At 60.1% G+C, this 24,453-nt stretch carries 20 protein-coding genes; 14 read left to right on the top strand and 6 right to left on the bottom strand.

Features of this window, described 5'->3' with window-relative positions:
* Positions 1 to 180 precede the first annotated feature (180 nt).
* Entirely contained in the window at positions 181 to 1,035 is an 855-nt protein-coding gene (locus ACUY3D_RS10190) for an Abi family protein (RefSeq protein ID WP_448241057.1), read from the top strand.
* Here the strand turns inward: ACUY3D_RS10190 and ACUY3D_RS10195 are convergent.
* Positions 1,032 to 1,250 carry a hypothetical protein gene (locus ACUY3D_RS10195; protein ID WP_230307835.1) on the bottom strand — a complete coding sequence of 73 codons (219 nt, stop codon included), beginning with the start codon at positions 1,248 to 1,250 and terminating at the stop codon, positions 1,032 to 1,034. The genes ACUY3D_RS10190 and ACUY3D_RS10195 overlap by 4 nt on opposite strands.
* Positions 1,251 to 1,932: 682 nt before the next feature.
* Here ACUY3D_RS10195 and ACUY3D_RS10200 point away from each other — a divergent pair.
* The 3 genes from ACUY3D_RS10200 to efeB are packed head-to-tail and all read left to right on the top strand — an operon-like array spanning position 1,933 to position 5,454.
* Entirely contained in the window at positions 1,933 to 2,919 is a 987-nt protein-coding gene (locus tag ACUY3D_RS10200) for an FTR1 family iron permease (protein ID WP_101735761.1), read from the top strand.
* On the top strand, positions 2,916 to 4,202 hold the full coding sequence (gene efeO, locus ACUY3D_RS10205; protein ID WP_101735760.1) for an iron uptake system protein EfeO: 1,287 nt from the start codon (positions 2,916 to 2,918) through the stop codon (positions 4,200 to 4,202). The genes ACUY3D_RS10200 and efeO overlap by 4 nt, the downstream gene beginning before the upstream one ends.
* Before the next feature lies 1 nt (position 4,203).
* Positions 4,204 to 5,454, top strand: coding sequence for an iron uptake transporter deferrochelatase/peroxidase subunit (gene efeB / locus ACUY3D_RS10210; RefSeq protein ID WP_101735759.1), 1,251 nt, complete (start codon positions 4,204 to 4,206; stop codon positions 5,452 to 5,454).
* Positions 5,455 to 5,678: 224 nt separating this feature from the next.
* On the opposite strand, the gene ACUY3D_RS10215 is transcribed toward efeB, so the two are convergent.
* The 4 genes from ACUY3D_RS10215 to ACUY3D_RS10230 are packed head-to-tail and all read right to left on the bottom strand — an operon-like array spanning position 5,679 to position 9,639.
* On the bottom strand, positions 5,679 to 6,050 hold the full coding sequence (locus tag ACUY3D_RS10215; protein ID WP_070596615.1) for a hypothetical protein: 372 nt from the start codon (positions 6,048 to 6,050) through the stop codon (positions 5,679 to 5,681).
* Positions 6,051 to 6,097: 47 nt separating this feature from the next.
* Positions 6,098 to 6,847 carry a succinate dehydrogenase/fumarate reductase iron-sulfur subunit gene (locus tag ACUY3D_RS10220; RefSeq protein ID WP_070521216.1) on the bottom strand — a complete coding sequence of 250 codons (750 nt, stop codon included), beginning with the start codon at positions 6,845 to 6,847 and terminating at the stop codon, positions 6,098 to 6,100.
* The gene (locus tag ACUY3D_RS10225; RefSeq protein WP_070521219.1) at positions 6,847 to 8,868 is read right to left on the bottom strand and encodes a fumarate reductase/succinate dehydrogenase flavoprotein subunit; all 2,022 of its coding nucleotides are present in this window, start codon (positions 8,866 to 8,868) and stop codon (positions 6,847 to 6,849) included. Before ACUY3D_RS10225 ends, ACUY3D_RS10220 begins: the two co-directional genes overlap by 1 nt.
* Positions 8,869 to 8,883: 15 nt before the next feature.
* Complete coding sequence (locus ACUY3D_RS10230; protein WP_070521222.1) at positions 8,884 to 9,639, bottom strand: succinate dehydrogenase cytochrome b subunit; 756 nt, start codon at positions 9,637 to 9,639, stop codon at positions 8,884 to 8,886.
* Between the two features lie 402 nt (positions 9,640 to 10,041).
* On the opposite strand from ACUY3D_RS10230, the gene ramB reads away from it, so the two are divergent.
* Complete coding sequence (ramB, locus tag ACUY3D_RS10235; protein WP_448241058.1) at positions 10,042 to 11,448, top strand: acetate metabolism transcriptional regulator RamB; 1,407 nt, start codon at positions 10,042 to 10,044, stop codon at positions 11,446 to 11,448.
* Between the two features lie 98 nt (positions 11,449 to 11,546).
* Here ramB and lpdA read toward each other — a convergent pair whose 3' ends face one another.
* Positions 11,547 to 12,959 (bottom strand): dihydrolipoyl dehydrogenase, encoded by a 1,413-nt coding sequence (lpdA, locus tag ACUY3D_RS10240; RefSeq protein ID WP_070521228.1) that lies wholly within the window; start codon positions 12,957 to 12,959, stop codon positions 11,547 to 11,549.
* Positions 12,960 to 13,602: 643 nt separating this feature from the next.
* Here lpdA and ACUY3D_RS10245 point away from each other — a divergent pair.
* From ACUY3D_RS10245 to ACUY3D_RS10285, 9 genes are all read left to right on the top strand, one after another.
* The gene (locus ACUY3D_RS10245) at positions 13,603 to 15,036 is read left to right on the top strand and encodes an alpha/beta hydrolase-fold protein (protein ID WP_269948819.1); all 1,434 of its coding nucleotides are present in this window, start codon (positions 13,603 to 13,605) and stop codon (positions 15,034 to 15,036) included.
* A gap of 38 nt (positions 15,037 to 15,074) precedes the next feature.
* Positions 15,075 to 16,154: an alpha/beta hydrolase gene (locus ACUY3D_RS10250; protein ID WP_239248841.1), complete on the top strand. Its 1,080-nt coding sequence runs from the start codon at positions 15,075 to 15,077 to the stop codon at positions 16,152 to 16,154.
* Positions 16,155 to 16,234: 80 nt separating this feature from the next.
* Complete coding sequence (locus ACUY3D_RS10255; protein ID WP_269948820.1) at positions 16,235 to 17,593, top strand: M1 family metallopeptidase; 1,359 nt, start codon at positions 16,235 to 16,237, stop codon at positions 17,591 to 17,593.
* Between the two features lie 41 nt (positions 17,594 to 17,634).
* On the top strand, positions 17,635 to 18,630 hold the full coding sequence (rfbB, locus tag ACUY3D_RS10260) for a dTDP-glucose 4,6-dehydratase (protein WP_269948834.1): 996 nt from the start codon (positions 17,635 to 17,637) through the stop codon (positions 18,628 to 18,630).
* A gap of 6 nt (positions 18,631 to 18,636) precedes the next feature.
* The gene (locus tag ACUY3D_RS10265; RefSeq protein WP_269948821.1) at positions 18,637 to 20,001 is read left to right on the top strand and encodes a sugar nucleotide-binding protein; all 1,365 of its coding nucleotides are present in this window, start codon (positions 18,637 to 18,639) and stop codon (positions 19,999 to 20,001) included.
* A 78-nt stretch (positions 20,002 to 20,079) separates the two neighbouring features.
* Positions 20,080 to 21,513, top strand: coding sequence for an ATP-binding protein (locus ACUY3D_RS10270; RefSeq protein ID WP_269948822.1), 1,434 nt, complete (start codon positions 20,080 to 20,082; stop codon positions 21,511 to 21,513).
* A gap of 124 nt (positions 21,514 to 21,637) precedes the next feature.
* Positions 21,638 to 22,504 carry a glucose-1-phosphate thymidylyltransferase RfbA gene (gene rfbA, locus ACUY3D_RS10275; RefSeq protein WP_070534049.1) on the top strand — a complete coding sequence of 289 codons (867 nt, stop codon included), beginning with the start codon at positions 21,638 to 21,640 and terminating at the stop codon, positions 22,502 to 22,504.
* 176 nt (positions 22,505 to 22,680) lie between these two features.
* On the top strand, positions 22,681 to 23,550 hold the full coding sequence (locus ACUY3D_RS10280) for a DsbA family protein (RefSeq protein WP_269948823.1): 870 nt from the start codon (positions 22,681 to 22,683) through the stop codon (positions 23,548 to 23,550).
* Positions 23,551 to 23,631: 81 nt separating this feature from the next.
* Entirely contained in the window at positions 23,632 to 24,426 is a 795-nt protein-coding gene (locus ACUY3D_RS10285) for a cytochrome c biogenesis CcdA family protein (RefSeq protein ID WP_269948824.1), read from the top strand.
* Positions 24,427 to 24,453 lie beyond the last annotated feature (27 nt).

The following is a 24,453-nucleotide window of genomic DNA, read 5'->3' on the forward strand; positions in this document are numbered from 1 at the left end:
GCACTTCCCCGGCGGTATTTCCGGCCCGAGGCTGGGGTATCCCTCCGGATAAGTGAAATCATCCTAATACCAGCACGCCAGACCAGCTAACCACCCAACCTCACCAACACATCCTGTCGTTTAGGCCTGAAGCAGTTCAAGACCTACGGTGAACAGGTCGAATTGCTTCGTCAGCGTGGAATGCGAGTGAATGATCCCCAGCATGCTGAGACGCTGCTGGCTCAATTGAACTACTACCGCTTGTCCGGATACTGGTACCCGATGCGCCGTTTCTCCCAAGGCGACGGCACTGCCCGAGATGAATTCGTTGAGGGAGCATCGTTTGATCTGGTGGTAGCTCTCTATGGGTTTGACGAACAATTGCGCCACAGCGTGTTCATCGAGCTTGATCGCGTGGAGTTGGCTATTCGAACCAAGCTCGGTCACGAACTGGGTCGCCTTGACCCGCTGATCTATTTGGATCCCCAGCGTTTGAGCGCCCGGGCACGGCAGCGAAACAAAGACGGGCGTAGCGTGCACGAGGTGTGGCTGAGAAAGTACCAGTCGGCATTGAAAGCGTCGAAGGAGGACTTCGTCGCCCACCACAAATCCAAATATGGCGGGACTCTACCCATCTGGGCGGCTGTCGAAATCATGGATTGGGGGATGCTGTCGTACCTGTACGGCATGTCGCCCAATATCGTGCGCAAACGGATTGCCGAGCCCTGCAGCCTAACTGGCCCTCAGCTTGAATCATGGCTGAAATCCTTGAATATTCTGCGTAATTACGCAGCTCATCATGCAAGGATGTTCAATCGTGTTTACGACATCAAACCGAAACTGAACAATGACGTCAGGCTGGCTCCGGTAGCTGAAGGAATGAATCGCGTGTTCGGACAGCTCTCCCTTATCCAATACTTGCAGCGCCAACTGGACTTGTCTCCAGCCGACCGGCTACCGAAGCTGTTCCACACCTACCCGCACAATCTCATCGTGCCGTTTTCTCGCACAGGAGCACCTGACAACTGGCGCGAGTTGCCTCTCTGGCGCGTCTAATCTTTGCGGTAGTAGTCCCCCATTCGTACCCGTCTGCGTCGAGTGGCAGTCCTGCTGTCCAGTCGGGTGGGAGTCGGGGTCGTCGTGAGCTGGCAAGCATCGGCGATGGTGAAGCCGGAGTCCTCGGGCTCGTCGATGACGATTTCGTCGTGGACGTGGGACAATCTTGTGCCCAGCCTGAGCGACGAGTGCCATGGCGTGGACGAGGAGGTCACGAGCGACTGCTTGGACGATGTTCTCGACGAGTTTCCCGCCGTAGATCTCCAGCCGCCCCCACTTGCGTCCGGTTGTGACACCGCTGTAGGACCCACTTCCAGTACTCCCATGTGATGTCTAGCGACCTTTTGGACACGGAGTCCAGGATGTTTTTGGACGGGATGGCTAGTGGCTTTTTGGACGTTTGCGGCGGTGGAATAGCCGGATGGCTATTCCATTGCATAAGCGTAGAAACCAGAATCCATGTCTCAAATCTAGTCATCGATATCTACCGTTTTTGGACAATTGCAGAAACAGCACACGCTGCGCCAACAGCACAAAGCAATCCGGTCTAACTTCGCGCTACATACTCCACAGACGCCCGCACACTGATTTGTCCCCGCACGAATTCAGGGTGTCTGTAGAACGCCTACTCAGAGGTGCGCTCGATAGATTCCAGTTTTCAATGCCACGTGCCCCCGCTTCTACATGGCCTCATGCCGATTATTGTGCGGACTGCACCCCGCAGCCATGATCCCTGAACTGAGTTTCCTCACCTTCGATTCACCGTACGGGTGAGGAAAGGAATTTACTTTCTCATCACACCAAGACTAAGGTTAGGCTCGGCTATTCAAGGGTAGCCTTACCTTTATCTATCGCTACCCTTCGACGAGCCAGGTTACACACGAGAAAGTTCTAAAAATGTTCATTGCAGCTTTCCTGGTCGGCCTCCGTGAGGGCCTGGAAGCATCCCTTATCGTCGGCATGTTATTCGCCGCCATCCAGCGCCGGAGCAGCACTGCCACCGACGAGGGTCACCTGAACACCGCAGCCCGCACTGTGTGGGTCGGCGTGGTCATGGCAGCAGCAATCTGCACGGCACTCGGCGCACTATTCACCTTCGGCCGCTACGGATTGTCCTTCCGCGCCCAGGAAGCGATCGGCGGCATCATGTCACTGATCGCGGTGGCCATGATCACTGGCATGGTCCTCTCCTTAAGCAACAAGGGCGGGAAACTGCGCACCATGCTCGAGGACAAAACGGGCGTTGCGCTGACCAAAGGCACGCAAGCCATGTTCTGGCTCGCGTTCGTCGCCGTTGCCCGCGAAGGCATCGAACTGACCCTCCTGCTGTGGGGTTGGATGACCACCCCTAGTGCGGTCATTGGCGCGTTCGTCGGCATTGGCGTTGCCATCATAATGGGCTGGCTGATCTACCGGGGCGCTCTCCGCCTGGATCTCGGCACCTTCTTCACCTGGTCGAGTGCTTTGCTCATCGTCGTTGCGGCAGGCATCCTCGCCTACGCCATCCACGATCTCCAGGAGGCGCAGTTCCTCCCCGGGCCGTTCTCCGGCGCACCGATTGCCCCCACGCACCCGCGCACCGGCGAGGTCCTGACCGGTTTTGCCACGTACCCGTTCTGGATGGCGTCATTCCCGTTCGGCTGGGCGTTCAACCTCGACGAGTTCATCGACCCTGCCGGAATCACCGCCACACTGCTCCAAGCGTTCACCGGGTTTATGCCACAAATGTCCTGGCTGCAAGTCATTGGTTGGGGCGTATACCTCGCTGTCATTGTTCCAATCTTTGTGGGGCATGTGCGCGGTGGGCGGCGTGGTGTCGCCGGTAAGCCAAGCAACAAAACTTCCTCCACACACAACGAAAACCCACGAAAGGTCTCATCATGAAGCGCTCTCCCGCTATCGTTGCCGCACTCGCACTCACCCTCCCGCTGACTGCGTGCGTGGAAAACAGCACCGGCGATGCCATCGACGTCCAAGCCAAAGAAGACTCCTGCACGGTCGCCACAAACTCAGCGGAATCCGGCACCAACACCTTTTCCATCACCAACTCCGGTGAGCGCGTCACCGAATTCTACCTCCTGGCCGAAGACGGCCTGCGCGTCATCGCCGAACGCGAGAACATCACCCCCGGCAGCACCGCGGACCTCACCGTCCAGCTCGAGCCTGGCTCCTACTTCACCGCCTGCAAACCAGGCCTGCGCGGACCGAACATTGGCCAAGCCGAGTTCACAGTGACCGGCGAAGCGATCAAGTACGACGAATCCGACGAGAAGCGCTTCAACGAAGCCCGCGACAACTACGTCGCCTTTGTCAAGAACGAGGTCGCAGAACTGCTGCCAAAGGTCGAGGAATTCGCCACAGCATACGCCGCAGGGAACGACGGCAAGGCCAAGGACCTCTACGCCGCCACCCGCGTGCACTACGAGCGCATTGAACCGATCGCTGAGGCCCTCGGCGTCCTCGACCCGCGCATCGACTACCGCGAAGTGGACTACATCGCCGAAGCAGACCAGCTCAAGGAAGATGACCCGACCTTCACCGAGTGGCTCGGATTCCACCGCATGGAAAAGGACCTGTGGCCGCCGGCTGCCGACGCCAAGAACGCCGACGGCGCACCCGCCCGCGAGGGATGGGAGCCGTCCTCGCCGCAGAAGCGCCGTGAGATCGCCGACGCACTCGTCGCCGACGTCGAAGCCCTCAACGACACCGTGCAGGCCAATAACTTCGCCGCAGAGAACGACATCACCGTCGACACCGTCTCTAACGGTGCGATGGGCCTGCTCGAAGAGGTAGCCACCACCAAGGTCACCGGTGAGGAAAACTGGTGGTCGCACAAGGACCTCTATGACTTCCAAGCCAACATCCAAGGCTCGCGCATCGCCTTTGACATGGTCAAAGGCATCGCCGCAGAGCGCGGCGACGAAGGCTCGAAGTTGGTCAGCGAGATCGAGCAGCGTTTCGACGCCATCCAGTCCCTCCTCGACGAATACGGCAGCCTGGAAACCGGCTACGTCGACTACGACGAAGTCGACGCCGGCCAGCAAGCAAAACTCACCCGCGCCATCGACGCGCTGCGCGAGCCGCTGTCCAACCTGACCGGCACCGTACTGGGCCTCAACATTGATACTGAGGCTGATGCTGAAGCGGATTCGGGGGCGGAATCCTAAAATGAGCGGGTTCAACCGACGCACCTTCTTGGCGCTTGGCGGTGTCAGCGCCGTCGGGGCCGCCGCTGCCGCCTGCTCGCAGGAAGAATCCCGTGGGACATCTGGCGACATCGACGGTGCTACGAATGACGAGCTGATCATTGACTTCGCCGGCGAACACCAAGCCGGGATTATCACCCCGATGCAAAACAGCCTCCACTTCGCAGCTTTCGACATGGACGAGAAGGCCTCCCGCGATGACCTCGTTGATCTCCTGCAGCGTTGGACCGATGCTGCTCGACGGTTGACGCTCGGCGGCGAAGTCAGTGCTAAGGGTGCGTTCGGCGGTGGTGCGGACTTCCCGCCCGACGATTCCGGTGAAGCCTTCGACCTAGGCCCCTCCGCCCTGACCATCACCATCGGCTTCGGTCGCAGCTTGTTCCGCGACCAGTTCGGCCTGGCTGACAAACTGCCAACCGAGTTCACCGCAATGCCGCCGATGACCAACGACTTCCTCAACCGTGAGCAGTCCGACGGCGACATCTGCATCCAAGCATGCGCTAACGACCCACAGGTAGCTACTCACGCTATACGCAACCTGACTCGCTTAGCTGTACCCGATGCTGCGCTGCGCTGGTCCCAGATCGGTTTCGGCAAAGCCGCCGTGACCACTCGTGAAGAAAGCACCCCACGCAACCTCTTCGGGCAGAAAGACGGCACCGCAAACATCCGTGCCGAAGATGCTGATGCGTTGGATGAGCACGTGTGGATTCCAGCGAGTTCTTCCCAACCCTGGGCAGCTGGGGGAAGCTACCTTACGGCCCGACGCATCGCCATGAACATCGAGGTGTGGGATACCCTGCAGCTCAAGGAGCAGGAGCGTGTCACCGGCCGTGATAAATTCGAGGGTGCTCCACTGACGGGCACCAACGAATTCGACGAACCAGATTTCGCCGCCACCAACGAGCGAGGCCGTCCCGTCATCGACCACGGTTCCCACGTATTCAACGTGCACCCTGATCAAAACGGTGGCATCCGTATGCTGCGCCGTGCATTCAACTTCGTCGATGGTTCCAACGAACAAGGTCGCCTTGACGCTGGCCTGTTCTTCATGGCGTTCACCCGCACCGTGGACCGGTTCGCCACCGTGCACCAGTCCATGTCGCGCGACGAGATGCTTCTTGAGTACCTCAAGACCACCAAAACCGGCACCTACCTCATTCCGCCCGGTGTAAGTGAAATCGGCTTCATCGGTGAGGGAATGTTCTCTTAGAGCCATGGGGGCATGGCACTAAGGCCGCACTCGGCAGAGCACCTAATCTGGTCTCGATACCGCCGCTAGGGGGCGTCGCCAAGCGCCCGCTCCCCCTCTCCTCCCGCCCAGCACCCACACGCCAACAACCCCCACCTCCTCACATGGTCTCCCATGTGTTTGCTTGGAGGTGGGGGTTGTAGTGTCAGTACAGAAACTTAGGCGTTCAACGTCCTAGGAGGTGCCTAGTTGATGCGGCCGGTTTCCTTGCGGTACTGGCGGTAGTAGCGGCGGCCGAAGTGGACGGAGCTGACTGCCAGGATGGCAACAACGACGAGCGCGATAGCGCCGACGATGATGTTGATTTGGTAGTCAGCACCAGCGGTGCCCTCCGGGTAGAGCCACGTACCGAGGCCCCAAATGAGGATGCCGGCTGCCGGCAGGAGCGAGAGAATCAGGCCCATGCCCACCCAGGTGGAGGTGCGCAGCAACGAAGAGTGCGGTGCACCGTAGGATACGGGCTCGTAGCCCTCGATGTAGGAGTCCTGGATCTTGCCGGAGAACTCCGGGTAGGTCTCGCTGTGGTGATCAGCTACTGCCGGGTTGAGGTCGCTCATGGCTGAAACTTTCTCTCGTTCCTGTTAATCCTGTGAATGACTATAGCTTAGTCGTCCTTGCCGCGGAAAGCAGCACGTGCACGTTCGCGGGTAACCGCGGAAACCGCGGTCAGCGGCACACCAGCCGGGCACACATCAGCGCACTCGCCGTAGAGCGAGCAGTGGCCGAAGTTCTGCTCCAGATCGTCCACCATGTTGCGTGCGCGGCGGCCACGCTCTTCCTTGCCCAGAGGCATGAGGGAGAGGTGAACCAGCTTGGCGCCGGTGAACAGGTGAGCAGCACCGTTCGGGCAGGATGCCACGCAGGCACCGCAGCCGATGCAGGCAGCGTGATCCAGGGCGTACTCGGAGGTCTCGTGGTTGATGTGCAGGGTGTCAGCATCCGGAGCGGTACCCGCATCCATGGACACGTAGCCGCCCTGCTCCATGACGTGGTCCAGCTTGGAGCGGTCCACGATCATGTCCTTGATGACCGGGTAGGCAGCGGAGCGGAAAGGCTCCAGCTTGATGGTGTCGCCGTCCTTGAACTGGAACAGGCGCTGCTGGCAGGCCGGGGTGTTCTGGCCCGGGCCGTGCGGGCGGCCGTTGACCAGAAGGCCACAGGTACCACAGATGCCCTCACGGCAGTCGGAAGCGAATGCGTACGGCTCCTTGCCGGCCTCGATGAGGCCGTCGTTGACGTGGTCGAGCAACTCCAAGATGGACATCTGCTCGGCGGCGTCGTCAACCTGCACGGTTTCGAACTTGCCTTCTTGCGTCGGTCCGGCTTGACGCCAGATCTCAAGTGTCAGTTTCATTACTTGTAGTTCCTTGTCATCAGCGGGATCGAATCAAAGTACAGCGGCTCGGCGTGGCGGATGAACTCGCCCTCAGCAGCGCCCGGCTCCCATGCGGAGACGAAGCACCAGTTCTCGTCATCACGCTCGGCCTCGCCGTCCTCGGAGAGGTGGTCATCACGGAAGTGAGCACCACAGGACTCGTCGCGGTCGAGAGCGTCGATGCACATGAGCTCGCCCAGGTCGATGTAGTCAGCAACGCGCAGACCGTACTCGAGAACCTGGTTCATGTCGTTGGCGTCGCCAGTAATGCGGACGTTAGCCCAGAATTCCTTGCGCAGTGCGCGAACCTTCTCGATGGCAACCTTGAGGTCCTCGACGTTACGGGACACGCCACAACCCCAGTAGAGGATGTCACCCAGCTGGCGGTGGTAGTACGCCGGGCCGTGCGGATCCTGACCCTGGATGGACATGAGGCGGTCGATGCGCGCCTGTGCGCGAGCAACAGTCTCGTTGGCCTCTGCCGAGTCCTCAGCCAGCTTGGCCTCACCCAGGTGGTGGGCCAGGTAGTTCGGGATGGTGAACGGCAGGGTGAACCATCCATCAACGGAAGCGGACAGCAGGGAGTTAGCACCCAGGCGGTTCGCACCGTGGTAGGTCCAGGAGCACTCACCGGCGGCGAAGAGGCCGTCGATGGTGGTCATCTCGTTGAAGTCCGTCCACAGGCCACCCATGGTGAAGTGGCAGGTCGGAGCAATACGCATCGGGGTCTCATAAGCGGACTCACCAATAGCCTCTTCGTACATTTCGATGAGGTTGGAGTAGCGCTCACGGATCTTGTCCTTGCCCAGGCGCTCGATGGCGTCACGGAAGTCCAGGTACACGGAGTTGTGCAGCGGACCAACGCCCAGACCCTTGTTGATCTGCTGGGAGATGGCGCGGGAAGCCACGTCACGCGGGACGAGGTTACCGAAGGCCGGGTAGCGGCGCTCCAGGAAGTAGTCGCGCTCCTCTTCCGGAATCTCATTGGCAGGACGGTCATCCTTCTCCTTGATCGGAGACCAGATGCGGCCATCGTTACGCAGCGACTCGGACATGAGGATGGTCTTGGACTGCCACTCGGAGTTGACCGGCAGGCCAGTCGGGTGGAACTGGATGAATGCCGGGGAAGCCAGGTAAGCACCGTTCTCGTACGCACGCATCATGGCGCCGGCGTTCGAGTTCTTGGCCAGCGTGGACATGTGGTAGACGTTGCCGTAACCGCCGGTACCGAGGATGACTGCGTGGCCGGTGAAGGCCTTGAGCTCGCCGGTGATGAGGTTGCGGGTCACGATGCCGCCGGCGCGCTTCTTACCACCGTCGGTGTAGGTGATGATGTCCTGCAGGTCGTGGTGAGCGAAGAGCTCCACGTTGCCCAGGCCAATCTGGCGGTAGAGCGCAGACGTGGTGGACAGCTGCAGCTGCTGGCCTGTTTGGCCACGGGTGTAGTAGGTACGGGAGACCTGCACACCACCGAAGGAACGGGTAGCCAAGGTGCCGCCGTACTCGCGAGCGAACGGAGCGCCGATGGCGTTCATGTGGTCGATGACGCGGATGGACTCATAGGCCAAGCGCCAGCAGTCGGACTCGCGGCAGCGGTAGTCACCACCCTTAACGGTGTCCTTGGTGTGGCGGTAAGCGGAGTCGTTATCCACCTTCTTGTGGCGGGAGGAGTTCACACCACCCTGCGCAGCAATGGAGTGCGCACGGCGCGGTGAATCGTGGTAGGTGAAGACCTTGACCTTGTAGCCCAGCTCGCCGAGGGCAGCGGCGGCGGAACCAGCGGACAGGCCGGTACCGACAACGATGATCTCGAACTTGCGGCGGTTCAGCGGGGAGACGAGCTCCATGTGGTCCTTCTGGTAGCTCCACATGTCCTTCATCGGGACACCGTGCGGCTCGTGGGACTCCAGGATGCGGCCCGGCTTAACGCCCGGGACGATGGACTGCGGGTGCGAGAAGTCAGGGTGCTCGCGCTTGAGTTCAGTGTTCGCGTTAGTCATGGGTTCAAAACTCCTTTAGCTGACCCAGCCCAGGGCGACGGACAACGGCATAACAATGTTTGCCAGGCACACGACGGCCGGGACGATGTACGCCAGGACAACAAAAACCTCGCGCCACTTTGCACCGGTGATGCCCAGGTCAGAAGCCGCAAGGCGGATACCGTGGGTCAGGTGCAGGAAGAGGCACAGCATGGCGACGATGTAGACGATGGTCACCGGCCAGCGCGAGAAGGTTGCGATCATGTTGGCCTTAACGGCACCGTGAGCAAAAGCTTCTGCTGCAACCGGCTGGACACCAATCGTCAGGTCCAGAAGGTGGAAGATGATGAACAGGAGAAGCACGACGCCGGTAACCAGCATGCTCTTGGTGGCAAAGGAATCCATGCCGCCCATCAGGTTCGTGCGCTTGAACTTGCCGCGGGATGCCTTCGAGCGAGCGGTCAAAGCAAAAGCGCCGTAAATGTGAGCGATCACGCAGGCCAGCAGGACGATGCGAATGATCCACAGTGCGTGACCGCTCGGGATCAGTGGCTCACCAAGATTACGCAGGTAAGCGCCGTAGGCATCGAGTGCTTCCTGGCCGTCGTGAGCCGGCAAGTAAAGCTTCAGGTTGCCGGCCATGTGTCCCACAACGAAGAGCGCGAAGAACAGACCGGTAATTGCCATCGTCAGTTTCAAAGCCCAGGACGGAATTCCTGGCTTAGGACGAATCGTTTCATTAGTAATACGGCCGTGAGCGAGGGCTTCACGGTCAGGATTTTTTACAGACATGACACCTCCATTGTCGCCCTTACCTTACGCAGACCTTTGCGCTGACCACTAGTTATATCTTTGCTTTGCATACCCCCTCCCCCTCCTATGGTCCCCGTATTTAAACGAGTTAAGGCAAGGATCACCTTAGGCGCCACACCTCTTTGACCGCTCTACCTTGATCACTTCCTTTTACGCAATATTGAGCTTGCGAAAACATTTCACGGATGAGACTTTTGTCACAGGGTGTGGCCTGAGTGACGACCCTACCCCTTTAGGTGTCAAACTTTCGCTTGGTATACACCCCTATCGCCCGCTCGGCACCCCGCCAGCACCCCCCACTTCGCAGCGGAGTTAAAATACTTCACACATTCCTTGCAAAACAATTGTTATGACCGAAAGGCACTAGGTAACCTAGCTCACATGAGCAAGACATACGTGGGTTCGCGCCTGCGCCAGCTGCGCCGCGAACGTGATCTCAGCCAAGCTACTCTCGCCGCTACGCTGGGGCTTTCAGCTAGCTACGTCAATCAGATTGAACACGACGTACGCCCTCTTACCGTCCCGGTCTTGCTGAAAATCACTGAAGCCTTTGGTGTGGATGCCACGTTCTTCTCCCGTGATGATGATTCACGCCTGCTTGCGGAAATCCAGGATGTCGTCCAAGACCAGGAAATCTGCCCCTCCCCCGTGGAGCTTCAGGAATTGTCCGAATTGGTCTACAACCACCCCACCGTCGCCCGCACGCTCGTGGATATCCACCGCCGCTACCGCAATATTCGTGACAAGCTCTCGCTCGCCACCGATACCCGCCGCTCGGACGGGAACCAGGCACTGTCCATGCCTCACGACGAAGTGCGGGACTTCTTTTATGCCCGGCAGAACTATCTCGACGAGTTGGATATCCACGCAGAAGAAACTGCCTCGGAGCTCAACGTCATCCTCTTCCACATTCGCGACATTGAACAGGCGCTTAATGAGCGGCTCACTTCCAAACACGGCGTGGAGATTCTCACGACCGATCGGATGGATGGCACCCTGCATCGCTTCGACAAGGAGAGTGGCACCCTTCGCCTTGCCAGCCGCCTGAGCGTGGGCCAGCGCGCCTTCCGTATGGCGGCAGAGTTGGGTTTCCTCGAGGCGGGCGCGCTAATCGACGCCCTCGTGGACGAAGAACCCTTCACCTCGGACGCCTCCATCAACCTGGCCAAGCGTGGAGTTGCTAACTACTACGCCGCCGCCACACTGCTCCCCTACAGCCTCATCCACAGTGAGGCCGAGCAATCCGGGTATGACGTGGAGTACCTCTGCAACGTCTTTGGCGTGGGCTACGAGACAATTGCCTCGCGCCTCTCCACGCTGCAGCGCCCCAACAAGCGCGGAATCCCCTTTACTTTCGTGAGGGTTGATCGCGCCGGCAATATGTCCAAGCGCCAATCGGCCACGGGCGTACACTTTTCCAATTCCGGCGGAACGTGCCCACTATGGAACGTGTATGAGTCCTTCACCCGCCCCAACACCATCTCGCGTCAGCTGGCGCAGATGCCGGATGGCCGCAACTACCTCTGGATTTCACGGACGGTGAGCTACCCCCAGGGCCGCTTCGGCGATACCAATAAGCTCTTCTCCATCGGCCTAGGCTGCGAGGCGCGCCACGCCAGCCGCACGGTCTATGCCCAAGGCCTCAACCTCGATGCCCTTTCTGCCGCAACCCCCATCGGCGCCGGCTGCCGTACTTGTCCTCGCCAGAATTGTGCTCAACGCGCCTTCCCGGCCATTAATGAAGAGCTGGTGGTCGACGCCCACCGTTCAGCCGTCGCACCGTACTAATGAGCCAGTAGCGTTACGGCGCTAAAACCAACGCTCCCCCTCAATCCCTTTGCCGGGATTGAGGGGGAGCGTTCTTGTTTTGGCTTCTCGCCTTGGCCTTAGAGGTTAATCATGTGGCCGCCGATACCCTCGGCAGCTTCCTTCATAGCCTCAGACAGCGTCGGGTGAGTATGAATGTTGCGTCCGATTTCCTCAGCGGTGAGGTCGAAGCGCTGCGCCAGGGTCAGCTCCGGCAGCAGCTCGGAAACGTTGGAGCCCACCATGTGGCCGCCGATGAGCTCACCGAATTCGCCGTCAGCAATAAGCTTGACGAAGCCCGCGGTCTCGTTGAGGCCGGCCGCCTTGCCGTTAGCGGAGAACGGGAAGGTAGCGACCTTAATGTCGCGGTCAGCGAACTTCTCACGAGCCTGCTCCTCGGTGTAGCCGAAGGAGGCAACCTGCGGGTTGCAGAAGGTGGCGCGCGGCATGTTCATGTAGTCACCCAGCAGCTGGGTCTCAGCGCCGGCGATGACCTCAGCGGCCACGACGCCCTGCGCCTCAGCCACGTGGGCGAGCTGCAGCTTCGCGGTGACGTCACCAATGGCGTAGATGCCCTCAACGTTGGTGCGCATGTAGTCATCGATGGCGATGGCGCCGCGCTCGGTGAGCTCGACACCGGTGTTCTCCAGGCCGAAGCCCTCGGTGCGCGGAGCGAAGCCAATGGAGACCATGCAGCGGTCCACGGTCAGCGTATCGGTCTTGGAACCGTCCTTGGACTCAACCTCAACGGTGACATTGTCGCCGTTGTCCTTGATGGCGGTGGTCTTGTAGCCGGTCAGGAGCTTCACGCCGAACTTCTTGTATTCCTTGGCGATGGCCTTGGAGACATCCTTATCCTCGTTCGGCAGGACGCGGTCCATGAACTCCACGATGGTCACGTCCACGCCGTAGTTGGCCAGAACGTAAGCAAACTCCATGCCGATGGCGCCTGCGCCAACGATCACCATGGAATCCGGAGCCTCATCGTTGAGGATCTGCTCCTCGAAGGACACGATGTTGCCGCCGATTTCCACGCCCGGAAGGGAACGAACGACGGAGCCGGTGGCGATAATGCAGTTATCAAAGGTAATGGTCTTACCCTTGTCATCGCCCTCAGTAATCTCGATGGTCTTGGCGTCCTTGAAGGAGCCCAAGCCATTGATCTCCGTAATGCCGTTCTTCTTCATCAGGTAGTGCACACCCTTGACGATGCCCTCCGACACCTTGCGGGAGCGCTTGTGCGCAACGCCGAAGTCGAAAGAAACATCGCCGGAAATACCGAAGGCCTTAGCCTCATGGTTGAAGGTGTGTGCAACCTCAGCGTTCTTAAGAAGAGCCTTGGAGGGGATGCAGCCCACGTTGAGGCAGACACCACCCCAGTACTGCTTCTCAATAACGGCAACCTTCTTGCCCAGCTGGGCAGCGCGGATGGCGGACACGTAGCCGCCGGGGCCCGCGCCGAGTACTACAACGTCAAAATGTTCATTAGTCACGCCCTACAGGATACGTAACTTTAGGCTCGCTGTCCCACCACCCCCGCCCTGCACCCGCCGGACAGCCCATAGCAGTCAGGATGCCCGGAACAGAGTCAGGCAAAAATAAATCCCTAACCCCCAAGACGGGGATTAGGGAAAGAAAGCGAGAGCATGGCCCTCTGCAGATTATTTAGAACAGACCCCAATCCAGGGCGATCTTGGAGGACGTGGAGGAGCCGGAGTGAGCGATCTGGCCCAGCACCTGGTTGATGGAGACGAGGATGGTGTCAAAAAAGTTCATTCTTCTTCTTTCTGTTGTTCTAGCGGCGCGTACGGCTTAATGCGGCGCCCTCCAGCGAGGCCACGGCGTGCAGGACGGTCGCCGCCAAAAGCGGTCACGGTACCTAGCCCCACTAACGAAGGAGACGGCCGTTGCGTTACATAGCCCACGAATAGGCGCGGAAAGATTATGACACGGTTTTCACTTCAATACCACCATTCACTTTTATAACTTGGTATGTTTAGTCTGACTGCCCTTATCTTCGGGGGTGCTAGATTACCCATCTATCAGCGCTTTTGCCCACGTCAAGGGTGGTTTGTCCGGAGCATCTTTTAAACTTGCCCCCTACACTTCCGCTCATCACTTAGAAAGCGAGATTCCATGAAGATTGCGCGCTCTCTCACGACGCTTGCGGCGGCTTCCGCCTTAGCCCTCGGCGCCGTCGTTTCCCCTATCGCCAGCGCATCCGACGTTAAACCGGATCAAATCAGCGGTGAGGCTACACCGTCCGATATTTCCGAGCTCGACCTTTACACCGAACTCGAGGAGTACCTGCCCAAGGATGAGGCCGGCAACCCGTCGCCTTCCCGCGAGCAGTTTGAGGCTTCCTTTGACAAGCAGGTCACCTTTAAGAACGTCGATATCAAGAACATCCCGGATGACAAAAAGTGGATGGGCTATGTCTTCAAGTACTGGGATTATCGCCACAAGGTGAGGGGCATCAAGGCCACCGCGCCTGCAATGGGCCGCGACGTTCCCCTTGCGGTGATCACCCCGGACGGCACCTTTGATGCTTCCCGCCCCACCCTCTACTTGCTCAACGGTGCCGGCGGCGCCGAGCAGGGCATGGACTGGATTGTCTCCACCGTGGCCAAGGATCTCGATCCGAAGACTGAGGACGTTGAGGACCTCGTTCACTATTACGCCAACCGCAACGTCAACGTTGTCATCCCGCAGGCGGGCGCTTTCTCCTACTACACCGACTGGCTGACCACACCGGACCGCAGCTACCTCAAAGGCCCTCAGAAGTGGGAGACCTTCCTGACCAAGGAGCTGCCAGGACCGCTGGAGGAGTACATTAACGGCAACGGCAAGCGCGGCATCGCCGGCATGTCCATGTCCGCAACCTCCTCGCTGGTGCTGGCTCAGCACAACCCGAACTTCTACGATGCCATCGGCTCCTACTCCGGTTGCGCTGCTACCTCGACGCCGCTGCCGAACTTCTACTCGCAGCTCACGGTGAACCGCGGTGGCGGAAGCACCGAGCAGATGTGGGGACCAATGGGCGGTGACTACAACCGCTACAACGATGGCCTCATCAACGCCACGAAGAACAACATGGGCAACTCCAAGGTCTACGTTTCCGCCAACTCCGGTTTGGCTGGGGCAACTGACTTGGGCTCGTCCAAGATTGATGCCTTGGGCTCGTCCCAGGCCTTCAAGTCCTCCTCCACCCTCGTGATTGAAGGCGGCGTCATCGAGGCAGCCATGAACGCCTGCACCCATGACCTGAAGGCAAAGATGGAGCGTGAGGGCGTCGACGCGGTCTTCAACCTGCGCAACACCGGCACCCACTCCTGGCCGGGCTGGCTGGATGACATCAACTCCTCCTGGCCTACCTACGCACGCGCCTTCGACCTTCCCGTTGATCCAGCCGCGCCTGTAGCGACTGCGTATTCAGCAGATGCGGAATCGGACGCTAACGAAAAGGCCGCCGATGCCGATAGTCAGGATGCGAAAAAGGCGGAGGCGGAAGCAGACACCGAAGGCCTCGCCGATTCCCTGCCAGAAGATCCTGCGGTGACCGAGCAGTAAGCTCTTTTCGCCGTACCAATTGTTGAAAAAGGAACGTAATGAAGCGTCTCAGCTCTCTCCTCGCCGCCGGCGCGCTCAGCGCAGCCGCGCTAGTCAGCCCCGTTGCAGGTGCTGCCACCATCACCCCGCAGCAGGTTGCGGGTGACACTGCCCTATCCACCATCTCGGACCTGCAGGTCACCCCAGAGGTGGAGAGCCAGAAGTGGTATGACCACTACAAGGATGACGCCCGCGTTCTGAAGCTGGAGGCTACCTCGCCGGCGATGAACGGCCGCGCCATTCCGCTGGCTGTCATCCCGGCCAAGAACCCGGACCGCCCGACGGTCTACCTGCTCAACGGCGCTGGTTCCGCCGAGCAGGATTCCGACTGGCTGTACATGTCCGATGTCGTGGATTTCTACGCGGACAAGGACGTCAACGTTGTGGTTCCGCAGGCGGGTGCTTTCTCCTACTACACCGACTGGTTGGAAGAGCCTAACGGCAAGTACCTCAAGGGCCCGCAGAAGTGGGAGACCTTCCTGACCAAGGAGCTTCCTGGCCCGCTAGAAGCTCGCCTGAACGCAAGCAATAAGCGCGCCATCGCCGGCATGTCCATGTCCGCAACCTCCTCGCTGCTGCTTGCCCAGCACAATCAGGGCTTCTATGACGCGGTCGGTTCCTTCGCCGGCTGTGCCGCAACTGCCTACCCCACCGAGTACGAGTTCCTGCGCCTCACCGTCAACCGCGGTGGCGGCCAGCCGGAGCAGATGTGGGGCCCAATGGGCTCTGCGTACAACCGCTACAACGACGCCCTGATGAACTCCGAGAAGCTGCGCGGCACCAAGCTGTACATCTCCTCTGCATCGGGCTTCGCGGGTGAGCAGGATACCCCGTCTTATTACATCAACAAGGGATACAACCCGGCGGCTGCTTATCTGGGCTCGGCGCAGCTGCAGGTAGAAGGCGGCGTCATCGAGGCGGCCGTGAACCACTGCACCCACATGCTCAAGGCAAAGCTGGATCAGCAGAACATCCCGGCAAGCTACAACTTCCGCAATGTGGGTACGCACTCCTGGCCGGGCTGGCGCGAGGACTTGGTGAAGTCCTGGCCCACCTTTGAGGAAGCCTTCAACTCCTAAATGGCAAGCCGCGCACGTCACACCGTGCGCGCTCCCCTGGCTTCGGACAAGCCGGACAAGGGCGGTAGGATAGCGGCATTATGAAGCTGCTTTCCACCGCCCTTTCGCATATCTCAGCCGCTCGCGACCGCGCCGCACTCACTCGAGATAGCTACACGGGGGTGGATTTCAACCTCGGCTTCGAGGTCACCCACTATGACTTGGATCTGACCTACCGCGTGGAGCCCAACCTGCTCCAGGGCGAAGCCGTGCTCCATATTCGTGCGCTGGAGGCCTTGGACAAGCTCACCCTCGACCTCGGCGGCGCCATGGTGGCTCGCCGCATCACGGCGAAGCATGCGCCGCGCGTGGCCAAGTTCCGCCTGTCCGGCGGAAAGCTGCGCCTAAACTTTGCCGAGACAATCGCCGAAGGCCAAGAGTTTGAGCTTTGCATTCGGTATGGCGGGGCACCCCGCCCGCTGCGCACGCCCTGGGGTGACATCGGGTGGGAAGAAACAGAGTCAGGCTCGCTGGTGGCCAGCCAGCCCAACGGCGCGCCCAGCTGGTTCCCCTGTGATGACACCCCGTCCGCGAAGGCCACCTACGATATTCGCATCACCGCGGACGATCCTTTCGTTGTCATCTCCAACGGCAAGCTGGTCTCCCGCCGCCGCGCGGGCGGATCCATGACGCGCTGGCACTACCGCGTCAAGCACCCCATGGCCACCTATCTGGCCACGGTCCAGGTCGGCGAATACATCGACATTCCCCTCGGCCCCAACGTCCGTGCGTGGGCACCGGCCCGCCTCAAGCAGGTAGTACTCGAAGAATTTGCCCAGCAGCAGGAAATGGTGGATTTCTACTCCGCGCTCTTTGGCCACTACCCCTTCGCCGACTACCAAGTAGTCATCACCGACGATGAGCTGGAAATCCCACTCGAAGCCCAAGGCTTGTCCATTTTCGGTTCCAACCACGTCAAAGGCGATCACGCCTTCGAGCGGCTCATCGCCCACGAGCTCTCCCACCAGTGGTTCGGCAACTCCGTGGGCCTTTCGGAGTGGAAGGATATCTGGCTCAACGAAGGTTTCGCCTGCTACTGCGAGTGGCTGTGGCGCGAGCATGCCCATGGCCACCCGGCGCATGACTCTGCGCGTTCGCATTACCAGGTGTTGGCCCGCAAGCGGCAAGACATTGTTTTGAGTGACCCGGGCACGCGCGACATGTTTGATGACCGCGTCTATAAGCGCGGTGCGCTGACCGTCCATGCGCTGCGTCGACTGTTGGGTGATGAGATCTTCTTCCTCACGGTCCGTGAGTACCTCTCCGCCGCGCAGCATTCCACGGTGACCCCGGAGGACCTCATCAGCCGTCTGCGTGCAGTGGCTGTTGATCCCGCTGCTGTGGATGCTCTTCTGGACGAGTGGCTCAACCACGAAGCGCTACCTAAGTTCCCGGCTTAAAACTTCGCCGCCATGCCCTACACTTGAGCACCATGCGCAGAATGCTTGTGACCGGCGGCGCCGGCTTTATTGGGGCAAACTTCGTCAGACTCGTGGCCCAGAAGCGGCCAGAGGTGGAGATTACTGTCCTCGATAAGCTCACCTACGCGGGCAACCGGGCCAACCTCGCCGGCGTGGATGCCACGCTGGTGGTGGGCGATGTGGCGGATGAGGGGGTCGTCGACAAGCTCGTGGCCCACGCTGATGTCGTCGTCCACTTCGCTGCCGAGTCCCACAATGACAACTCATTGCGGGACCCTTCGCCCTTCCTCCACACCAACGTGATGGGCACCTTCGTGCTGCTGGAGGCCTGCCGCCGCCACGATGTGCGCTTTCACCACGTCTCTACCGATGAGGTCTTCGGGGACCTAGAGATCGGCGCAGATACGTACTTCACGGAAGCGACTCCGTACAACCCGTCGTCGCCCTATTCGGCCACGAAGGCCGGCTCGGATCACCTGGTGCGCGCGTGGGTACGCAGCTTTGGGCTGCGGGCAACTATTTCGAATTGCTCCAATAATTACGGCCCTTACCAGCATATTGAGAAATTCATCCCACGACAGATCACCAATCTGCTCCTGGGCCAGCCTGCGAAGCTTTATGGCACGGGCGAGCAAGTGCGGGATTGGATTCACGTGGATGACCACAATGAGGCGGTGCTCGCCATCCTGGACCGCGGGCGCCTTGGGGAGACCTATAACATCGGCGCCGACCAGGAGGATACGAATAACCGCCAGGTCATCGAGATGATCTGTGAGCTCATGGGGGCGACGGATAATGGTCGGGCGCGTTTCGAGCACGTGGCGGACCGCCCGGGCCATGACCAGCGCTACGCCATGGATGCCAGCAAGCTGCGCCGCGAGCTGGGCTGGGCCCCGCGCTACACGGATCTGCGGGAGGGCCTGGCCGCCACCATTGAGTGGTACCGCACCCACGAGGAGTGGTGGCGCGCGGGCAAGGAAGAAGTCGAAGCCAACTATGCGAAGCAAGGACAATAAATAGCCATGAAGGTGCAGTCAACGGCCATCGAAGGCCTGCTCATTGTGGAGCTCGACGTCCACGGGGATAACCGCGGCTGGTTCAAGGAGAACTGGCAGCGCGAGAAGATGGTGGCGGCCGGCTTGCCAGACTTCCAACCGGTGCAAAACAACGTTTCCTTCAATGCGGAGAAGGGTGTCACGCGTGGGCTGCACGCGGAGCCCTGGGACAAGCTGGTCTCCGTGGCCTCCGGCCGGGCCTTCGGCGCGTGGTGCGATCTGCGTGAGGGCTCTGCCACCTTCGGGCAGCTGGTGACTCACGAGCTACGCGAGGACGTGGCGGTCTTCGTGCCGCGCGGCGTGGCGAACGGTTTCCAGGCGCTGGAGGCCTGCGCCTACTCCTACCTGGTCAATGACCACTGGTCCCCGGATGCGGAATACACCTGCGTCAACCTGGACATGGTGGACTGGCCGCTGGAGCCGACGGAGATCTCCGACAAGGACAAGGGGCACCCCGCGCTTGCCGACGTCTCCCCCATGCCCCCTCGCCGCATCCTGGTCACCGGCGCCAACGGGCAGCTGGGCCGCGCCCTACAGAAATTCCTGCCTTCTGCTAGCTTGGGCGCGGTGGAGTTCTGTGGGCACGAGGATTTCGATATCACCAACCCTCCTGCCCGCCCGTGGAAGCAGTACTCCGCCATCATCAACTGCGCGGCATACAACGATGTCAACGGTGCGGAGGACGATCGCGCCGCGGCCTGGGCGGTCAACGCTTCCGCCCCGGCGAAGCTCGCGCGTATTGCGGCGGAGAATAACCTGACCTTGGTGCACGTGTCCAGCGACTACATCTTCGACGGTTCTAACGAGGTCCACTCCGAGCAGGAGATGCCTTCCCCGCTGTCGGCCTACGGGGCGTCGAAAGCCGCGGGCGATACCGCCGCGCAGACCGCCCCGCACCACTATGTCATCCGCACCTCGTGGGTCTTTGGCGATGGCACCAACTTCATGTCCACGATGCGCTCGCTGGCGAATAAGGGGGTCAAGCCCTCCGTCATCCATGATCAGCGCGGGCGCCCCACCTTTGCCGAGGACCTGGCCAAGGGCATCATCCACCTGCTCAAGACCGAAGCCGAGTACGGCGTGTACAACATCTCCAACTCCGGTGATGCGGTGGGACGCGATGAAATTGCCATGGCCGTCTTCACCGGCGTGGGCCAGGACCCTGCGGATGTCACGCCGGTGAGCACCGAGCAGTACCGCGAGATCGCCGGGCCCGAGGCTCCCCGCCCGAAGGAGTCCACCTTCGATCTGTCCAAGATTGAAGCCACCGGCTTTAAACCTATGAATTGGCGGGCCGCTTTGGCACTCTACCTGGGGCTTTACCCAGCATAACACTCAACATAACACTTAACTTCCCACGTGTTATGTTATGTGTTATGCTGAGCGGCATGTAGAGAGAAAGGCCTGCTCATGACCCCTTCTGAGCTTAATGAGTTAATTGCACAGCTGCGAGTTATCGGCAGCGATAAGCAATCCGTAGAGGTCAAATCATCCGTCAGCAAGGAAGTGCTCTCCACACTCAGCGCGTTTGCAAATGGGGACGGCGGGACGCTCATCATCGGCCTTTCAGAGCAGGACGGCTTCACCCCGATTAAGAAATTCTCTGCCTCTACCGCCCAAGACCAATTGGAAACTCGCTGCCAACAGATCATCCCCCCAGTCCGCCCACGGATCGACATCATCGAGTTTGAAAGCTGCAACATACTCATCGCTGAGATCGATGAACTCCCCGCACGCGATAAGCCCTGCTATGTGGCCGAAAGGGGACTGTACAAAGGCAGCTATATTCGCACCGGCGATGGTGATACGCGCCTGTCCCAGTACGAGGTAAATCGACTCGTCGAAGAGCACACACAACCAACCTGGGATGAGGACGCCATCCCGGATGCCACACTGGAAGACATTGAGGGTGCCACTCTTGACGCCTTCTTCCAAGTGCAGAAGGAGCGCCGCCCCAAGACCTTTGCGAATGGACAGGACACAGCCCTCAAGCGCCTGCGAGTCCTCAAGGACGGCCACCCTACGCTGGCCTCACTCCTTGTCATGGGAGACTACCCACAGGAATTCTTCCCTCGATTAACGGTCACCTTCGCCCTGTTCCCCGGAACGTCGAAAGGTGATGTCACCACGGGCGTTCGCCTTCTCGACAGCGCTACCCTTCACGGCACGATTCCAGAGCTCGTGAGCGAAGGCATCGACATCGTAAAGAAGAACATGCGCACCGCCGGCTTTATCGGCGATAAATCCCGGACCGCACTTCCGGATTATCCGCTGGTCGCTGTTCGTGAAGCACTAGTCAATGCGCTCATGCACCGTGACTACTCCCCGACCGCTCGCGGCAGTCAGGTGCAAATCAACATGTTCGTTGATCGCTTGGAAATCACCAATCCGGGAGGCCTATATGGCGGGGTTACTCTCCGAAATCTTGGAGAAGCCGGCGTCAGCTCTACCCGCAATCAACGCCTAGCCACGTTCCTAGAGGACATTCCCTTGCCAGAAGGCGGCGTCGCCGCAGAGAACCGCGGCACGGGCATCGCCACCATTCATCAGGCCTTAGCTGATGCACTCATGCCCAAACCGGAAATTATCAACCGGCTCGACAGCTTTACCATCATCTTCCACCGCCGCAGGGTAGCCACCCAGGAACGCTATGGCACCGCACGTGACCATGTGGAACACCTGCTCCACGGCAGCCCGTCCGTATCGACAACCGAATTAGTTGAGGCTACAAAGCTCAGCCGGACAGCGGTCCAGAAAGCACTGAATGAGCTCATCCGCGATAACATCGCCGAAAAGACTGAACCCGGACGCAGCCCTAAGCAGCGCTACAGGCTGCGCAAATAGAGCATAACACTCAACATAACACTTAACTTCCCACATGTTATGTTATGTGGGAAGTTAAGTGTTATGCTCGCCAGCCCGCGCCGCCGCACCCCAGCGCGAGACCCCTCCGATAAGCTTAAAGCCTATGAAGGGCATCATTCTCGCAGGCGGTTCTGGGACCCGCCTCTACCCCATCACCAAGGGCATCTCGAAGCAGCTCATGCCCATCTATGACAAGCCGATGGTCTACTATCCCCTGACCACCCTGATCCAGGCCGGCATACGCGAGATCCTCATCATCACCACCCCAGAAGACCAGGCCGCCTTCCAACGCCTGCTTGGCGATGGCTCCCAGCTCGGCCTCATGCTGCACTATGCGGTGCAGCCGCGCCCCGAAGGCTTGGCCCAGGCCTTCCTCATCGCCGAAGACTTCATCGCCGAGGATGACGTGGCCCTTGTCCTGGGTGACAACATCTTTGACGGCCACGGCTTCTCCACCGCGCTGAACGAATGCCACCGCCCAGACGGCGGCATCATCTTTGCCTACGAGGTCTCCGATCCGCAGCGCTATGGCGTTGTGGACTTTGACTCCGCAGGCCAGGCTCTATCCATCGAGGAAAAGCCCGCCGCGCCCAAGTCCAACCACGCTGTGGTCGGCTTGTACTTCTATGACAATTCCGTGGTGGAGATTGCCAAGTCCATCACGCCCAGCGCGCGCGGGGAACTAGAGATCACCGCTGTCAACGAGGAGTACCTGCGCCGCGGGCGGCTACGCGTCAAGCGCATGCAGCGCGGTGATGTCTGGCTGGATACCGGCACGGTGGACTCCATGAGTGAGGCTTCGGCCTACGTCGAGGTGATGCAGAAGCGTACCGGCACCGTCATTGGTTCGCCGGAGGTCGCAGCCTTTGCGGAAGGCTTCATCGATGCCGCGGCACTCACGGAGCTGGCAGAGCCCCTCCTGAAGTCCGGCTATGGCCGTTATCTTCTCGCCGCTGCCCAAGAGGGCTGAGACCGAGGTACATATCGATCAAATAAGGTCCGAAAACCAACGGAATCTGAGGCCTTATTTGATCGATCCGTACGTGCTTAAGCCTCCCCGCCTAGTTTCAGGACGTCCTTAAGCATCCCCGCCCTGTATCAGGAGCCGCCTCACCCAAACGGGTCTAAACGCGTTAAGGTAATCGCATGCCTAGTTCATCCTCTCGCCCCACCAGTGATTCGAAGAAATCAGCGCTATCCACCATCAGCCCCGTGGCATGGGGATTGTTGGTGATCGTTGTTATCTTGGCCGTCATCATTGGCTTCCTGCTTGCAGAGCGCACCTCTTCCGGCGATGAAAGCACTCCCGCAGCGCAGGAGACCGCAACGAGCACGGCGACAGCCGAAGACCTGGCGAAAGATGCCGCCAAGGCCACGCCCGGCACGAAGTTCTCCGATGGGAAGGGTGACCCGATGATGTTCGGGCCCGGCGGTGACACCATGTCTAGGGATATCACGGTGGTACACCGCAAAAAGGAGAACGATCCTTTCGCCGTGGGTGCGGTGGATGCGCCCGTGGTGATTTCGGAGTTCTCCGATTTCGAGTGCCCGTTCTGCTCCCGCCACGCCAATGTCACCGAGCCGGATATCCTTAAGAAGTACGTGGAAAAGGGCCTGGTACGCATCGAGTGGAATGACTACCCCGTAAACGGCCCCGCCGCCATCGAGGCCGCCAAGGCTGGGCGCGCGGCCGCGGCGCAGGGTAAGTTCCAGGAGTTCAAGCACGAGCTCTATGCCGCCAGCAAGGACATCAGTGGCCACCCGGAATTCGGCATCGAGGACTTCATGAAGTTTGCCAAGAAGGCGGGCGTTGCGGACCTGGATAAGTTCCGCCAGCAGGCCACGGATGATACCTACACTGAGGTCGTTGAAACGGCCACCCGCTATGCCTCCCAGATCGGCATTACGGGCACCCCGGCCTTCGTGGTGGGAGATCAGTTCGTTGGTGGCGCGCAGCCGCCCGAGGCTTTTGAGAAGATCATCCAAGAGCAGCTGGGAAAGGCGGCCAATGCCTAAACCACCGCTGATCGTGTGGGTCTTCATCGCGCTGGTTATCTTGACCGCCTTATTGGGCGGTTATGCAGTGGGGGTAAGCCTGTGAGCATCGGAATCTTTGGCGCCGTCATAGCCGGCGTGCTGACCTTGATCAGCCCCTGTTCAGCGCTGTTGGTACCGGCCTTCTTTGCCTATGCCTTCGATTCGCAGCGCCAGCTGCTGTTCAAGACTTTGGTCTTCTTTTTGGGCCTGTGCACCACACTCGTACCCATCGGCATGGGCTTGGCCGCCGTGCTGGCGCAATATCGTAGCCAGGTCATTACGGTGGCGGGCTGGATCATCATCGCTCTGGGAATCTTTACCGCCCTGGGCGGTGGTTTCCGCATTCCCGGCATGGATGCCCTGTCCGGCAAAGCACGGGGCAAGGTGTTTCTGCTCGGCGCGGTTTATGGCTTCGCCGGCTTTTGCGCGGGCCCGCTTTTGGGCGCTGTCCTCACCACGGCCGCTGCATCGGGAAGCGCGGTCTACGGCGGGCTCATCATGGTGGCCTATGCCGCGGGCATGGCCGCGCCGCTCTTTGCGCTGGCCGCGCTGTGGGAGCGCCTCGATGTGGGTTCGTGGTCGTGGCTTCGCGGACGCGAAGTCACTCTGGGCCCCGTACACACGAATACCCTCTCCCTCGTGTCGGGCGCATTCTTTGTGCTCATCGGCGTGCTGTTTATCTTGAGCTACGGCAGTGCAACACTACCCGCAGTCTTAAGCACGGATGCACAGTTCGCGGTGCAGGAAAAAGCCCGCGTCTTCAGCGCGGGCGTGGCGGATGCGTGGGTCTGGTTCGGGCTTTCACTCGCCGCCACGGTGGTGGCAGGAGTAAAGGCCGCCCGCACGCCGGCCTAGAGCTAAGCTCTACGCCAAGGTTTAAGA

The organism is Corynebacterium guaraldiae (assembly GCF_053480195.1).

Bases quoted from the DNA above. Each gene is read 5' to 3' on its own strand.
- ACUY3D_RS10190 (WP_448241057.1), top strand. From the start codon at position 181: ATGCGAGTGAATGATCCCCAGCATGCTGAGACGCTGCTGGCTCAATTG.
- ACUY3D_RS10200 (WP_101735761.1), top strand. From the start codon at position 1,933: ATGTTCATTGCAGCTTTCCTGGTCGGCCTCCGTGAGGGCCTGGAAGCA.
- efeO (WP_101735760.1), top strand. From the start codon at position 2,916: ATGAAGCGCTCTCCCGCTATCGTTGCCGCACTCGCACTCACCCTCCCG.
- efeB (WP_101735759.1), top strand. From the start codon at position 4,204: ATGAGCGGGTTCAACCGACGCACCTTCTTGGCGCTTGGCGGTGTCAGC.
- ACUY3D_RS10215 (WP_070596615.1), bottom strand. From the start codon at position 6,050: ATGAGCGACCTCAACCCGGCAGTAGCTGATCACCACAGCGAGACCTAC.
- ACUY3D_RS10220 (WP_070521216.1), bottom strand. From the start codon at position 6,847: ATGAAACTGACACTTGAGATCTGGCGTCAAGCCGGACCGACGCAAGAA.
- ACUY3D_RS10225 (WP_070521219.1), bottom strand. From the start codon at position 8,868: ATGACTAACGCGAACACTGAACTCAAGCGCGAGCACCCTGACTTCTCG.
- ACUY3D_RS10230 (WP_070521222.1), bottom strand. From the start codon at position 9,639: ATGTCTGTAAAAAATCCTGACCGTGAAGCCCTCGCTCACGGCCGTATT.
- ramB (WP_448241058.1), top strand. From the start codon at position 10,042: ATGAGCAAGACATACGTGGGTTCGCGCCTGCGCCAGCTGCGCCGCGAA.
- ACUY3D_RS10245 (WP_269948819.1), top strand. From the start codon at position 13,603: ATGAAGATTGCGCGCTCTCTCACGACGCTTGCGGCGGCTTCCGCCTTA.
- ACUY3D_RS10250 (WP_239248841.1), top strand. From the start codon at position 15,075: ATGAAGCGTCTCAGCTCTCTCCTCGCCGCCGGCGCGCTCAGCGCAGCC.
- ACUY3D_RS10255 (WP_269948820.1), top strand. From the start codon at position 16,235: ATGAAGCTGCTTTCCACCGCCCTTTCGCATATCTCAGCCGCTCGCGAC.
- rfbB (WP_269948834.1), top strand. From the start codon at position 17,635: ATGCTTGTGACCGGCGGCGCCGGCTTTATTGGGGCAAACTTCGTCAGA.
- ACUY3D_RS10265 (WP_269948821.1), top strand. From the start codon at position 18,637: ATGAAGGTGCAGTCAACGGCCATCGAAGGCCTGCTCATTGTGGAGCTC.
- ACUY3D_RS10270 (WP_269948822.1), top strand. From the start codon at position 20,080: ATGACCCCTTCTGAGCTTAATGAGTTAATTGCACAGCTGCGAGTTATC.
- rfbA (WP_070534049.1), top strand. From the start codon at position 21,638: ATGAAGGGCATCATTCTCGCAGGCGGTTCTGGGACCCGCCTCTACCCC.
- ACUY3D_RS10280 (WP_269948823.1), top strand. From the start codon at position 22,681: ATGCCTAGTTCATCCTCTCGCCCCACCAGTGATTCGAAGAAATCAGCG.